Genomic DNA, 14198 nt, shown 5'->3' on the forward strand with positions numbered 1-14198 from the left:
AGCTCGAGCGCGGGTCAGCGGCGGTGCGTGCCCAGGACGTCGACCACGAAGACGAGCGTGTCGGTGCCGCCGATGCCCGCGCGCGGCATGCCCGCCGGGCCGTAGCCGAGGTCCGGCGGGATCGAGATGAGCACGCGGCTGCCGACGCTGGCGCCGACGAGCGCCTCGTCCCAGCCCTGGATGACCGCGCCCACGCCGATCGGGAAGCGCACGGGCGCCCCGCGGTCGTAGGAGTTGTCGAACACCCGGCCGCCCCAGACCTGGCCGAGGTAGTTCACCTCGATCTCGTCGCCCGCCTCGACGACGTCGCCCTCGCCGAGGACCAGGGGCTCGACGCCGAGGTCCGCCGGGGCCGGCGTGTCGGGGAACGTGATGACGGGCTTGTCCCCGAAGGAACCGGACGCCGTGGGGAGCATGAGACACCTCTCGGTCGACTCACGCGACGGGCGAGGCGCCGCGCCGCGGGACCCTCGCGGGCCTCCCCCATCCTGCCGGGTGGTCGGGCACCTGACGAACCGTGCGCCGCCGGGCGCCCGCTGCGTGCCGCTGCGGACGAGCGCCGCGGCAGCTCAGCACGGCACCGGTTTCCCAGGCTTGACACGGTGGCTAATGGCATTAGCCTAGGTGTCATGACCACCGAGATCCAGTACCTCGACCGCCGCACCGGTCGCATCGCCTACACCGTCCTCGAGCCGGCGGGCGCTCCCACGGACGCGCCGACCGTGGTCCTCTCCCCCGGCATGGGTGACCTCCGCGGGGTGTTCCGTGACGTCGTCGGGCCGCTGCGGGCGAGCGGCGCCCGCGTGGTGACGGCCGACCTGCGCGGGCACGGCGAGTCGGACACCACGTTCGAGAGCTACGACGTGCTGGCCATCGCGCGCGACCTCGAAGCCCTCGTCCAGCACCTCGGGGTGCCCGTCGTGCTCCTGGGCCACTCCGTCAGCGCGGGCGCCGCGGCGGTCGTCGCGGCCCGCCGCCCGGAGCTGGTCCGCTCCCTCGTCCTCGTCAGCCCGCACCTGACCGGCGGCGGGAGCGTCGCGACGCTGATCGCCCGGATCATGACCCAGGCCATCCGCCGCCCGATCGGCGCCGGCTTCTGGACGGCGTACTACCGGTCGCTGCACAAGGGCCGGCGCGCGGACTGGTTCGACGAGCACGTCCGCGCCGTGCGGGCCTCGCTGCGCGACGGCGCCCACCTGGTCTCCTTCGGCCGGCTCGCCCGCGCCCTGGTCACCAGCCACCACCCGGTGCCGCTGGAGGAGGTCGTCGCCCCGACGCTCGTGCTGCACGGCGCGCTCGACCCCGAGTTCACGGACCCGGCGGCCGAGCTCGCGACCGCGGTCAGCCGCCTCCAGGCCCGCGCCGCGTCGGTCGAGGGGCTGCTCGTCCCGGAGGCGGGCCACTACCCGCACGCCCAGCGGCCCGACGTCGTCGTGCCCGCCCTCCTCGCCCACCTGGCCCAGGTCCGTGCCTAGGGCAGGGCTCAACCGGGCCGCGGTGGTCGACCTCGCCCAGGCCGTCGCCGACGAGGCCGGCCCGGGCGGGTTCGACGGGCTCACGCTCGCGGCCGTCGCCGCGCGCGCCGGCGTCGCGGTGCCGAGCCTGTACAAGCACGTCGACGGCCTGGTCGACCTGCGTCGCGAGCTCGCCTGGCGGGCCGCCACCGAGTTCGCGGAGGCGCTGGCGGGCTCCGTGGCGGTCCGCTCGCCGGCGGAGGCCCTGCGCGCCGCCGGACGCGCGGTCCGCGCCTACGCGCTGGCCTACCCGGCGCGGTACGCGGCCGTGCAGGCGGCGCCGAGCCTCGGCGACCTGCCCGACGCGCGGCTGTCCACCGCGTCGCGGCGCGTCGTCGTCGTCCTGACCGAGGCCCTGCGCGGCGCCGTCACCGCACAGTCGGCCGCGGCCGGCACCGACACGGAGGAGACAGGGGTGCACGTCGTGCGCGTCGTCCGAGCGGCCATCCACGGCTTCGTGGACCTGGAGCTGCACGGCGGGTTCGCCCTGCCCGAGGACCTGGAGCGGAGCTTCGGGCTCCTGCTCGAGGTCCTCGTCTCCGGCCTGGGGGTCGCCGAGGAGGGCGCCTGACCGCCAGCTCCGCCGTCAGGCGCCGAACCGCTCCGCCACCCAGGCGAGCTGGCGCGCCTGCTGGTGCGCATCGCCGCCCTCGTGGTCGTTGAACGGGTACTCCACGACGTCCACGTCCGGCCGCGGACCGCCGGAGCGGGAGCCGTAGTGGTTGACCGCCGCGTAGACGGTCGACGGCGGGCAGATCTGGTCCATGAGCCCCACCGAGACGAGCGCCGGCGCGTTCGCGCGGCGGGCGAAGTTCACCGCGTCGATGTAGGAGAGCGTGCGGAACGCCTGCTCCACGTGGTTCCGCTGCACGGCCAGGTAGCCCGCGACCTCGAGGTACGGGTCCTGCGGGCTGATCTCCGCCCCGCGCCGGATGTGGCACAGGAAGGGCACGTCCGCCATCACGCCCACGAGGTCGGGCACGAGCCCGGCGACCGCGAGCGTGACGCCGCCGCCCTGGCTGATGCCGGTGACGATCACCCGAGAGCCGTCCACCCCCGGCAGCGCGCGCGCCGCCTCGACCGCCCGGACGCCGTCGGTGAACAGGCGCCGGTAGTAGTGCTCGCGGGGGTCGAGGATGCCGCGCGTCATCGACCCGGGGCGCGCCGGCCCGTTGCCCACCGGGTCGGGGGTCTGTCCACCGTTGCCCCAGGTGCTGCCCTGGCCGCGGGGCTCCATGAACAGGTATGCGTAGCCGGCGTTCGCCCACAGGGTCCGCTCGTGCGCCAGCCCGCGCCCGCCGCCGTAGGCCTGGTACTGCACGACGACGGGCAGGTCGCCCGCGACCCCGGCCGGGCGCGTGTACCAGGCCTTGATGGGGTGCCCGCCGAAGCCCGCGAACGTCACGTCGAACACCTCGACCGTGCGCAGGCCGGAGGCGACCGGGAGGACCTGGAGACCGAGCGGGTGGCGCCGCGCGTCGTCGAGCGTGCCGGCCCAGAACTCGTCGAAGTCCTCGGGCTCCGCGACGTCCGGGCGGTACGTCCGCAGCTGGTCGACGGGCAGGTCGTACAACGGCACGGGGGCCTCCTCGCGTGGTGTCGGATCGGTTCGATCCTCCCACCGACCTCAGCGCGCGAGGAAGCCCAGCAGGTCGTGTCGCGTCAGGACGCCGACCGGCTCGCCGTCGGCGACGACCATGAGCGCGTCGGCGCGCTGCAGCGCGACGCGCGCCGCCTCGACGTCCTCGCCGATGCCGATGAGCGGCAGCGGCGGGCCCATGTGCTTCCCGACGGCGTCCGCCAGCTGGGCAGTCCCGGCGAAGATCTCGTCGAGCAGCGCCCGCTCGCTGACGGAGCCGGCCACCTCCCCCGACTTCACGGGCGGCTCGGCCTTCACGACCGGCAGCTGGGAGACGCCGTACTCGCGCAGGATGTCGACGACGTCGCGCACCGTGTCCGTGGGGTGCGCGTGCACGAGCGCGGGCATGCCGCCGGTCTTGGCCCTGAGCACGTCGCCGACGACGGCGTGCGCGTCGTCGTGCAGGAATCCGTAGGACCGCATCCAGTGGTCGTTGAAGATCTTCGACAGGTAGCCGCGCCCGCCGTCGGGCAGGACCACGACGACCACGGCGCGGGCGGCCGCCGCCGGGTCCTCCTCCTGCAGGCGCCGCGCGACCTGCAGCGCGGCCACGACCGCCATGCCCGACGAGCCGCCGACCAGCAGGCCCTCCTCGCGCGCGAGGCGGCGGGTCATCTCGAACGACTCCGCGTCCGTGACGGGGACCACCTCGTCGGGCACCGCCGGGTCGTAGGCCGTCGGCCAGAAGTCCTCGCCGACGCCCTCGACCAGGTACGGCCGGCCGTCGCCACCGGAGTAGACCGAGCCCGCCGGGTCGGCGCCGATGACGCGCACGACGCCACCGCCGTCGGCCGCGCGGTCCGCGCTGGCCTCCTTGAGGTACCGGCCCGCCCCGCTGATGGTGCCGCCGGTGCCCGCGCCCGCCACGAAGTGCGTGACCAGACCGTCCGTGTCGGCCCAGATCTCCGGGCCGGTCGTGGCGTAGTGGCTCGCCGGGCCGTTCGGGTTGGAGTACTGGTCCGGCTTCCAGGCCCCGGGCGTCTCGCGCATGAGCCGGTCGGAGACCGAGTAGTAGGAGTCGGGGTGCTCGGGGGCGACGGCCGTCGGCGTCACCACGACCTCCGCGCCGTAGGCACGCAGCACGTCGATCTTGTCCTGGGAGACCTTGTCCGGGCACACGAAGATGCAGCGGTAGCCACGGCGCTGGGCGACGAGCGCCAGCCCGACGCCCGTGTTGCCGCTGGTCGGTTCGACGATCACGCCGCCGGGCCGCAGCTCGCCGCTCGCCTCGGCCGCCTCGATCATCCGCAGCGCGATCCGGTCCTTCACGGACCCGCCCGGGTTGAGGTACTCGACCTTGGCCAGCACGGTGGCGCTCAGGCCCTGCGTGACCGACGTCAGGCGCACCAGCGGCGTACCGCCGACCAGCTCGGTGATGTGCTCGGCGTAGCGCACGGGACTCCTTCTCGGGTCGTTCTGGGACCGGCGGTGGCGGCGAAACGGAACCGCCCGGGGCCTCGCGGCTCCCGGGCGGTCCGTGGGACGAGCTAGTTGCGGTTGAACATCGCGAGCAGGCGCAGGATCTCCAGGTACAGCCACACCAGCGTGACCACGAGCCCGAAGGCCGCGGTCCACGCGAAGCGGGCCGGGGCGCCCTGCCGGACCCCGCGCTCGATCGCGTCGAAGTCCATGATGAGCGACATCGCCGCGAGGCCGACGGCGAGGAGCCCGACGCCGATGCCCATGGCGCCGTTGCGCAGCGGGCCGAAGCCGTCGCTCGCCATGAAGAACGACAGGCCGAAGTTCACCAGCGAGAACAGCGCGTAGCCGACGAGCGCGATGAGGAGGAAGCGCGTGAACTTGGGCGTCACGCGCACCCGCCCGGACTTGTACAGGAAGAGCGCCGCCCCGAACGTCGCGAACGTGCCGAGGATCGCCTGCAGCACGATCGGCTGGGCGTTGCCGGTGGACGTGTCGAGCGTCATCGTCTGGAAGGCCAGGCTCACGCCCCCGAGGAAGACGCCCTCCGCGACCGTGTAGGCGACGATGAGCGCGGGGCTCGGCTCCCGCTTGAACGAGTTGACCAGGCCCAGCACGAGACCGACGACCATGCCGATCGGCCAGATCCCGGGCGCGAGCTGCCACGTGGCCGCCGCGACGACGATGAGGAGCAGCAGCAGGCCGCCGGTCTTGACGATCACGTCGTCGTACGTCATGCGCCCCGTGTCGCGGGTCGTCGCGGTGGGCGCGCTGTACATCTGCTCGAGGGTCGCGGCATCCGCGGCCACGCCCCCCGCCTGGCCGTAGGCCACCGGCGCGGCGCCGCGGCGCTGGCCGAAGACCTGGCTGTTGGAGAAGACGGGGTTGCTCACTGTGCCTCCTGTCGGGCCGTCGTGCGACGGCTGGGACGTGTCGCCATCCTAAGCAACGCCGGGCGGGGTCGCCGGGTTCCCGATCACTCCCACGACTCACGACGGGCACCGCGGCGCCCCGGGCCACGAGGACCCGGGGCGCCGTCGGCCACCGTCAGATCCAGCTCGCCCGACCGTGGCCAGGACCGTGCCCGGGCGCGGGAGCCGGCCCGTGACCAGGCCCGTGACCGCCGGGCCCGTGACCAGGCCCGTGACTGCCGGGCCCGTGACCGGGGCCGTGACCAGGCCCCTGACCGTGACCCGGCCCGCCCGGCAGCGCCGGCTTCGGCACGACGAGCAGCCAGTCCTCGGCGACGAGGTCGCCCGAGGTGCCGACGACCGAGTACACGCCCAGCTTGGTGCCGCGCGGGATGGTGACCTGCGCGCTGCGGGCGCCCGAGTCGTCCACGGTGACCTGGCCCAGCTCGACGGGACGGGCGTGGCCGAGGACGATCTCCGGGTCCAGCCGGAGGGCCACCGTGCTCCCCGGCAGGTAACCGGAGACGTCGACGGTGATCGGCGAGCCGGCCTTGGCGACGAGCGGGCGCACCGCGACGTCGGGGTCGGGCACGAACGGCGCGGGCGTCAGCTGCGCGACGCCCCAGCGCGCCGTGCTCTGGTAGCCCAGCCCGGTCGGGTCGGCCCAGGTGCGCACGGAGGTCCGCGCGCCGTCGGTGCCGTCGTTCACCTGGAAGTCCAGGCCGTGGAAGGTCCCCGGCCCGCCCGCCTCGAGCAGGCTGATCGCCGCCTCCACGACGTATCCCGTGTCGGTCAGCGCGGTGGCGCTGGTGAGCCGGTTCTGCTGGTAGGTCTCGTCGCCCGTGCCGAACGACACGACGTTCTCGGCGTTGATCCGGATCTGCGTGTCGTCGTAGCGGTAAGGCCCGTTCCGGACGTTCCCGGCGTCGACGAAGATCTCGACGGAGTCCTTCTCCCACGGGTTCGAGGGCGTCAGGTCGATCTGGTCGTCCGTGACCTCGGCCAGCACGTACAGCGTGCTGCCGTCGCCGCTCCACAGCGTGCGGACCTGGGCGGTCGCCGCACCCTCCGCGGTCCCCTCGATCTAGGTGTCGGTCGTCACGGCGTTCGCCAGCGCCCAGGCCTCGTCGACCGCGCCGTCGACGACGGGCGCCTCCGGGGCCTCCGCCACCTGCACGAACGACAGCGGCTCGACCAGGGTGAGCGTGCCGAGCACGCCCGGGGCGTTCCACCCGGTGGTCACCTCGCCGTCGGTGACCCGCAGGTCGAAGGAGAGGTCGTCGCCCTGCGCCGCGTCCGTCAGCGGCAGGTGCACGACGGCGGACCAGCCCGCCTCCGTCTCGGCGACGAGGCCCGCCACGTCGCCGGCACCGTCCCGCCCGATGGCGTACGTCGCGTCCCCCACGGCGAAGGTCAGGCCGTCCGTCGCGTCGACGGTCGGGTCGGTGACCTGCGCGAGGACGGTCAGGTGATCGGCCTCCCAGCGCGTCTGGAACCGCGCGACGTCCTCGACCGCGTGCAGCGGCAGGCGCTGCCACTCGGGCGAGCCGGCCGCGGCGTCGTCCAGCGGCACCGAGCCCTGGAACGAGAGCTCGGCCTGGAGCCGGGCCGGCAGCTCGCCGTCCACGGCGCCGTCGTAGGCCGGCTTGGCCTGGAGCCGGCCGTCGAAGACGAGCGGCGCCTGCTCGGAGCGCCAGCTCCGCGCGTCCTGCAGGCCCCAGAGGGTGGCCGAGAAGAGGTCACCCGTGGCCGCGTGGAACTCCCGGAAGATCCGGAAGGCGTCGCGGTAGTAGTAGCCCTGCTCGACGAGGTTCGCCTGGGTCACCGGCGACCCGACGGTGACGTCGAGCTCGGTCACGGCCTGGACCACGGGGAGCGTGGCGAAGCGGTCGAGCGCTGCGGCCAGCGAGGCGACCGGCGTGGACAGGCTGACGTGGAACTGGTGCCCGACGCCGTCTACCGGGACGCCGCGCTCGAGCAGCCGGCTGACCAGCGCGAAGTACCGGTCCTGCTTGCCGCTCTGCTCGGTGTTGTAGTCGTTGATGAACAGCTGCACCGGGTGCGAGGCTCCCTCGGCCGCGTACTCGCCGTTGAAGGCCTCGTTCGCGTACGTGAACGCGAGGTCGATGAACTCCTCGCCGAGGATCCGGTGCCACTCGCTGCGCCGCAGCCCGTCGGAGAACTCGGCGCTGTCGGAGACGACCTCGTTCACGACGTCCCAGGCCACGAGCGGGTTCGTGTCGCTGCCGAAGGCGCCGTAGCGGTCGGAGATGGCCTGCGCGACGTTGAAGATGTGGGTCCGGAGCCGGTCGCGGAGCACCTGCTGGTCCGCCTCGCTGTCCGTCAACGGAGCGCCCTCGTCGTCCTGGAAGAACCAGTCAGGCGTCTGGCTGTGCCACACGAGCACGTGCCCGTACATCCGCAGGTCGTTCTCCTGCGCGAAGTCCATGACGGTGATGGCCTCCGGGTGCATCCGGAACGTGCGGGCGTCGTCGTACCACGCCTCGACCTTCATGTGGTTCTCGGCCGTGAGCTGGTCGAAGTGCCGCAGCGTGAGCTCGGCGGAGGAGCCGGTGGTCTCGCGGCTGTCGACGGCCACGCCGAGCGGGAAGTCGACGGTGTCCTTGATCGGCAGCAGGTCCTGGACCACCGGGGCGTCCTGGGACCGGATCGTGATGTCGTCGACGAGGAACGGCGTCGTGGTGCCCGGGTCCGTCTCGCTCACCCAGGGGGTCTCGAAGTACAGCAGGGCCGTGTCGGCGCTCGCCATCGTGTAGCTGGCGGTGACCTGCGTCCACTCCGTCGAGCCGATGCCGGAGAACTGCCCGACGGTGTCGAACGCGCTGGCGCCCTCGGTCACGCGCTGCACGGAGAGCCAGAGACCGTCCGGCTCCTCGCCGGCCGCCATCTTCACCCAGGCGCTGATGTCGTAGGTCACGCCCGGCTCGAAGACGTCGGTGACGTCGAGCGCGATGCCGTCGCCCTGACCGGCGCGGTCGCTGACGAGAGCGGCCTGCGCGCCGCCGTGGGCCTCGGTGTCGGTCACGGCGACCGTGGGCGTGCCCTGCGCGTCGCGCGCCTGCCAGCCCTGGAGCCCGTCCTCGAAGTCGAACCGCAGGTCGACGGGGGCCCCGCCGCCGCCGGTCGGCCTGGTGATGAGGACGTCGTCGACGAGGATGACGTAGTCGCCCACCGCCTGGTCCGTGGTCCCCAGGTACACCTGCAGCGTGGTGGGGTCGGCGGTGTCGGCCGGCACGGTGTAGGTGCCCGTGACCTCGCTCCACCCGTCCTTCGTGATCGTCGTGTTCGCGACCCAGGTGTAGGCCGGCGCCACGACGAAGCGGATCTGGCTCGAGTCGAGCGGCGAGTTGTCGGGCAGCTTGGCGCGCATCGAGAACGTGTAGACGACGCCCGGCTCCAGCAGCCCGGTCGGCGACTGGATCCCGTCGAAGTCCGCGCCGCGGGTGATGCTCAGCGCCTTGCCGCCGTCGGCGTCGACGTAGGTGAGGTCAGGGCTGCCACTGGTCGTCCAGTCGCCGAGGGTCTCGTCGTCGAAGTCCACGCCCGTGACCGTGACGGTCCCAGGCTGCGCGCCGGCGGCGGTCACCGTGAGGTCGTCGAGCAGGAAGCTCGCCGTCGGCTCCGCGGCCTCGACGTACAGGATCAGGCCGGCCTCACCGGAGGGGACGGTGTACGTGCCGGTCATCTCGACCCAGGCCGTCCCGTCGACCGTGACGGGCTCGGTGACCTGCGTGTACGCGCTCGACGTCGTCTCGTTGACGGTGAACTTGGCGGTGGTGCTGCCCTCGCCCTGGAGCTTGACCCACCCGGACACCGTGAGCGTCTGGCCGGGCGTGACGAGGCCGACGACGTCGGTCTGCACGCCCTGCCAGTCGGCCGTCCGGCCGGTCACGCTCAGGGAGTGCGTGCCACCGTGCGCGTCCGTGTCGACGACCGCGATCGTCGACCCGCGCGCCTGCCAGGGGGCGGCGGCGCCGTCCTCGAAGTCGCTGCTGATCACGATGGTGTCCGCCGCGGTGACGGGCAGCGCCGTGACTGCCGAGATCAGACCGGCCGCAGCGGCCGCGACGGCTGCTGTGACGGCTCGGATGGAACGGGAGTGCCGCATGGTCGCCCCTTTGCGTGTGGCAGTGCCGATGGCCACACGGTAGGGGACTCCTGAGCGGTATAGGTGACCTTGTCAGACATTTCTCGAAATGCGGGACCTGCCGAAAATGAGACGCACCGTACCACCCGATCGGGCGATAGTTTCGGCACCCATTCGACACATTTCTGCAGAACGCATCTCGCCACGTCACGCGGCACGCTCACTGCCGGCGTCTGAGATCCGGGACGTTCCCGCTCGCATGGCGGGACGGCAGCGGCCCCGGGACGCAGGGTCCCGGGGCCGCTGTCCGACGGCCGCTGACGACCGCCATCACCTCACGCGCGGCGGGCGCTCACGCCGGCGCGATGCTCGCGCTCAGGCCACGAGCCCCCTGCGGAGCGGTCGCCGCGTCGCGACCAGGCCCGCGCCCAGCGCCATCAGCAGCAGAGCCGTCAGGACCAGGCCCAACGCCTCCGAGCCCGTGCGCGGGAGCTGGCCGCCCGTGCCGCCGCCCGGCGCGGCCGGGTCGGCGGCGAGCACCCGGAGCTGCGCGCTCGCGAGCACCGACCCGTCGACCTGCACGTTCAGCCAGTACGACCCCGCGACCACGGTCGCCGGGACGGTGAGCGTCCCCCGCCCGGTGCCGTCCGCACCGATCACGAGCGAACCGAGACGCGCGCCCCCCGGGGCCGCCGCGAGGGCGACACCCGGCGCCACCAGCCCCGACGTGGCCAGGTGGAGCTCGACCTGCTCCCCGGGCTGGAACCCGGCGAGCGTGACGGGCACGGTGCCGCCGGCCTTGACCTCCGACAGCCCCAGGGCGATCGTCGGCGTGGCCGCGGGCACCAGCTGAGCGACGCCCCAGCGCGCCGTGCTCTGGTACCCGAGCCCGGTCGGGTCGGCCCAGTTGTGGATGTTCCGCGTCGTCTGGGTGGCGTCGTTCACCTGGAAGTCGACGCCGTGGAACGTCCGCGCGCCGCCGTACTCGAGCAGGTTGATCGCGGCCTCGACGACGTACCCGCCCTCGGTGAGCGCGACGTCGTAGTCGACCTGGTCGGCCTGGAACGCCTCGTCACCCGAACCGAACGAGATCTCGCCCTCGAAGTCGATGCGGATCTGGTTGTCGTCGTACCGGTAGGAGCCGTTCTTGTAGTTGCCGCGGTCGATGTAGATCTCGACCGAGTCCTGCTCCCACGGGTCCGAGGCCGTCGCCCGGAGCTCGGGGTCGGTGACGTCCATGAGCACGTAGAGCGTCGAGCCGTCCCCGTTCCACAGCGTCCGGACCTCGGCGGTCGCCGCGCCGTCGGACGTCCCGGTCGTGAGCTTGCCCGTGGTGAGCACCTCCGACAGGGACCAGACGCCGTCGACCTCGCCGTCGATCGTCGGCGCCGTCGGCGCCTCCGCCACGGCGGTGTACGACAGCGCCTCGACGAGCGTCAGCGTGCCGAGCGCGCCCGGGGTGTTCCACCCGTTCTCGGACTCCGTGGCGCCGTCGGTGGCCCGCACGTCCAGTCCGAGCTGCTGGCCCTGGGTGAACGTCCCCGGCAGGTGGACGACGACGTCGTAGCCGCCCGTGCGCTCGACGACGGTGCCGGAGAGGTCCCCGGTGCCGTTGCGGGCGAACGTCAGGGTGTCGTCGCCGTACTCGAAGGCGAGCACGTCGTCGGCCCCGTCGTTCGTGGCGTCGTCGACGCTCACGTAGGCGGTGAGGTGGTCGGCGGCCCAGCGCAGCGCGAACACCCCGGCGTCACCGAGCGGCAGGAGCGGGAGCCGCCCCCACTCCGGCGAGCGGGTGGCCGTCGCGGTGACGGCCACGTCGCCGGCGAAGACGTTCGCCGTCCGGATCTGCGGCGGCAGGTCGGCGTCCATGATCCCGTGGTAGGCGGGCTTGGCACGCAGGCTGCCCGTGAACACGAGCGGCGCCTGCTCCGACCGCCAGCTCCGGGTGTCCGTCAGACCCCAGATGGTCACCGAGAAGAGGTCCTCGGCGTGCTGGCGGAAGGCCCGGAACGCGTCGCGGAAGTAGTAGCCCTGCTCCACGAGCAGCGCGTCCGTCGGGCTGCTGCCCACCGTGACGTCGAGCTCGGTCACGGCCTGCACCAGGGGCAGGTCCGCGAACCGGTCGAGCGCACCGCCGAGGTTCTCCACCGGCATCGAGAGCGACACGTGGAACTGGTGACCCACGCCGTCGATCGGCACACCCCGGTCGAGCAGGCGGTTGACGAGGGCGTAGTACCGGTTCTGCTTGCCGGACTGCTCGGTGTTGTAGTCGTTGATGAACAGCGTGACCGGGTGGTCGACGCCGTCGGCGGCGTAGGTGCCGTTGAACGCCTCGTTCGCCAGCTCGAAGGCGAGGTCGATGTAGCCCTCACCCATGATCTGGTACCAGGGGCTGTTGCGGAGCCCGTCGGTCGCAGCGCTCGGCTGGTCGTTGACGACCTCGTTGACGACGTCCCAGGCGACCATCGGGTTGGTGTCGCTGCCGAACTCCCCGTACCGGGCGACGATGGCCGCTGCCACGTTGTCGATGTGCGTCTCGAGGCGGTCGGCCAGGAAGGCCTGGTCCTCGGGGCTGTTCGTCAGCTGCCGACCCTCGTCGTCCTGGAAGAACCAGTCCGGCGTCTGGGAGTGCCACAGCAGCACGTGGCCGTACACACGCAGGTCGTTGTCGCGCGCGAAGTCCATCATCGCGATCGCCTGCGGGTGCATCCGGAAGTTGCGGTTCTCGTCGTACCAGGACTCGACCTTCATGTGGTTCTCGGCCGTGAGCTGGTTGAAGTGCCGCAGCGTGAGCTCCGCCGGCGACCCGACGGTCTCGCGCGAGTCGATCGCCACACCGATCGGGAAGTCGTCGGCGTACTCGGCGAAGATCGACGGGAGGTCCTCGATCTGCGTCGCGTCGACGGACGCGATCGAGATGTCGTCGACCATGAACGACGTCGTCGTGCCCGGGTCGTCCGCGCTGACCCACGGGGTCTCGAAGTAGATCCGGGCCATGTCCGTGCCGGCGAACGTGTGCGACGTCCGCAGCTCGACCCACTCGCCGTCGGTCACGCCGGTGAGCCGGTCGATGTTCGAGAAGGCGCCGTCACCGCTCTCGGCGGTCTGGATGCTCAGCACGATGTCGTCGGCGCTCTCGCCCGGGGCGAGCTTCACCCACGCGCTGATCTCGTACTCCACGCCCGTCTCGAGCATGCCGCTGAAGTCGTACAGCAGACCGTCGCCCTGGCCACCGCGCTCGGTGACGATCGCGGCCTGGTCGCCGCCGTGGGCGTCGGCGTCGGTCACGTCGACGGTCGGGGTGCCCTGCGAGGCCCGAGCCACCCAGCCCTGCAGGCCGTCCTCGAAGTCGAACTGCATGCGCAGCCCGGCCGGCACCCCACCCTCGGGGAGGCCGAAGGTCCAGCCGGCGGCCAGCCGCTCGGTGACCACCTCGACGACGGCCGCGATGGTGCCGGTGCGGTCGCCGCCGCCGTCGTGCGCCAGGACGATCTGCCCGGGCTTCATGGCCGCACGCAGGTTGGTGGCCAGCGTGGCGGCGTCCTGCGTCGCCCAGTCCTCGATGGTGTTGACCACGCCGAGCGGCTGCATGCCGAGGGCGACGGCCACCTGTGCGCTCTGGCCCCACAGGCCGTTGGGAGCGCGGTAGTACGGCACGGGGTAGGTCGGGTCACCCAGGGCGTCGCGGATGATCTGGAGGTTCGCCTTGAGCTCGGTCTCCACCTGCGCCTTCGTCAGGGTGTCGACGGTGCCGTAGCCCGTCGTGTGGTTGCACAGGGTGTGGCCCTCGGCGACGATCCGCTGCAGGACCGCCGCGCCCCCCGGCGCCTGGACGTTCTGCCCGATGATGCAGAATGTGGCGGTGATGCCCTCGTCGGCCAGGAAGTCCAGCAGGGCCTCGGTCTCGCCCGGGTTGGGGCCGTCGTCGAAGGTCAGGGCGGCGACGTTCCCGTCACCGCGAGCCGTCGTGACCGGAGTCGCGGCGGCGCCGACGGCGCCGCCCGGCACGAAGTCGGTCAGGTCGGGCGTCCAGTCGTCGCCGCCGGCGGAACCGGGCGCGGTGATCAGGACGTCGTCGACGAGGAAGGACGCGGTCGCGTCGGAGGCCTCGATGTAGAGCTCGGCGGCGGTGAGGCCGGCCGGGCGCGTGTAGGTGCCCCGCAGCTCGACCCAGTCGGTCGCCCCGACCGGGACGGCCGTGTTGACCTGCTGGTAGTTCTCGGGCTGTTCGGCGACGGTGAACTTCATGTCGGTGGTGCCGCTGGCACCGTCCGGCAGCTTCACCCACGCCGAGATCGTGTAGGTCGTGCCCGCCGTGAACAGCGCCGACACGTTCGTCGCGGGCCCGTGCCAGTTGCCCGTCCGCCCGGTCACCGAGAGGCTGCCCGCACCGGTCCGCGCTTCCGCGGTCTCCTGCGCGAGCACCGTGCCACCGATGCCCCGACCGAACCACGGCGAGTAGTCAGCCGTGTCGAACGTGCTCGACAGCACCGTCTGGATCGTGGGCTCCGCGACGGGCGCGGTGATCAGGACGTCGTCGACGAGGAAGGACGCGGTCGCGTCGGAGGCCTCGATGTAGAGCTCGGCGGCGGTGAGGCCGGCCGGGC

At 72.7% G+C, this 14198-nt stretch carries 9 protein-coding genes; 2 read left to right on the forward strand and 7 right to left on the reverse strand.

Features of this window, described 5'->3' with window-relative positions; genetic code table 11:
• Positions 1 to 14 precede the first annotated feature (14 nt).
• Positions 15 to 416 carry an FKBP-type peptidyl-prolyl cis-trans isomerase gene (locus tag AFE02nite_RS07105; RefSeq protein ID WP_034246070.1) on the reverse strand — a complete coding sequence of 134 codons (402 nt, stop codon included), beginning with the start codon at positions 414 to 416 and terminating at the stop codon, positions 15 to 17.
• 213 nt (positions 417 to 629) lie between these two features.
• Between AFE02nite_RS07105 and AFE02nite_RS07110 the strand changes: the two genes are divergently transcribed.
• Together AFE02nite_RS07110 and AFE02nite_RS07115 are read left to right on the forward strand one after the other, a co-directional pair.
• Entirely contained in the window at positions 630 to 1475 is an 846-nt protein-coding gene (locus AFE02nite_RS07110) for an alpha/beta fold hydrolase (RefSeq protein ID WP_034246067.1), read from the forward strand.
• A 22-nt stretch (positions 1476 to 1497) separates the two neighbouring features.
• Positions 1498 to 2085, forward strand: a complete 588-nt coding sequence (locus AFE02nite_RS07115; protein WP_261765521.1) for a TetR-like C-terminal domain-containing protein — start codon at positions 1498 to 1500, stop codon at positions 2083 to 2085.
• Positions 2086 to 2100: 15 nt separating this feature from the next.
• On the opposite strand, the gene AFE02nite_RS07120 is transcribed toward AFE02nite_RS07115, so the two are convergent.
• The 6 genes from AFE02nite_RS07120 to AFE02nite_RS07145 form a co-directional block, all read right to left on the reverse strand.
• Positions 2101 to 3093 (reverse strand): acetylxylan esterase, encoded by a 993-nt coding sequence (locus AFE02nite_RS07120; RefSeq protein WP_034246845.1) that lies wholly within the window; start codon positions 3091 to 3093, stop codon positions 2101 to 2103.
• Between the two features lie 48 nt (positions 3094 to 3141).
• A complete protein-coding gene (locus tag AFE02nite_RS07125) occupies positions 3142 to 4548 on the reverse strand; it encodes a cystathionine beta-synthase (protein WP_034246843.1) in 1407 nt (468 codons plus the stop codon).
• A 92-nt stretch (positions 4549 to 4640) separates the two neighbouring features.
• Positions 4641 to 5465, reverse strand: a complete 825-nt coding sequence (locus AFE02nite_RS07130; protein ID WP_034246841.1) for a Bax inhibitor-1/YccA family protein — start codon at positions 5463 to 5465, stop codon at positions 4641 to 4643.
• Positions 5466 to 5619: 154 nt separating this feature from the next.
• Positions 5620 to 6567, reverse strand: coding sequence for a sugar-binding protein (locus AFE02nite_RS07135; protein ID WP_146819337.1), 948 nt, complete (start codon positions 6565 to 6567; stop codon positions 5620 to 5622).
• A complete protein-coding gene (locus AFE02nite_RS07140; RefSeq protein WP_052113745.1) occupies positions 6568 to 9612 on the reverse strand; it encodes an endo-1,4-beta-xylanase in 3045 nt (1014 codons plus the stop codon). It abuts the gene before it with no gap.
• Positions 9613 to 9966: 354 nt separating this feature from the next.
• On the reverse strand, positions 9967 to 14198 hold a 4232-nt coding region (locus AFE02nite_RS07145; RefSeq protein WP_146819338.1), incomplete at its 5' end, for an endo-1,4-beta-xylanase.

It is taken from the genome of Actinotalea fermentans, assembly GCF_007991475.1.
Classification (GTDB): domain Bacteria; phylum Actinomycetota; class Actinomycetes; order Actinomycetales; family Cellulomonadaceae; genus Actinotalea; species Actinotalea fermentans.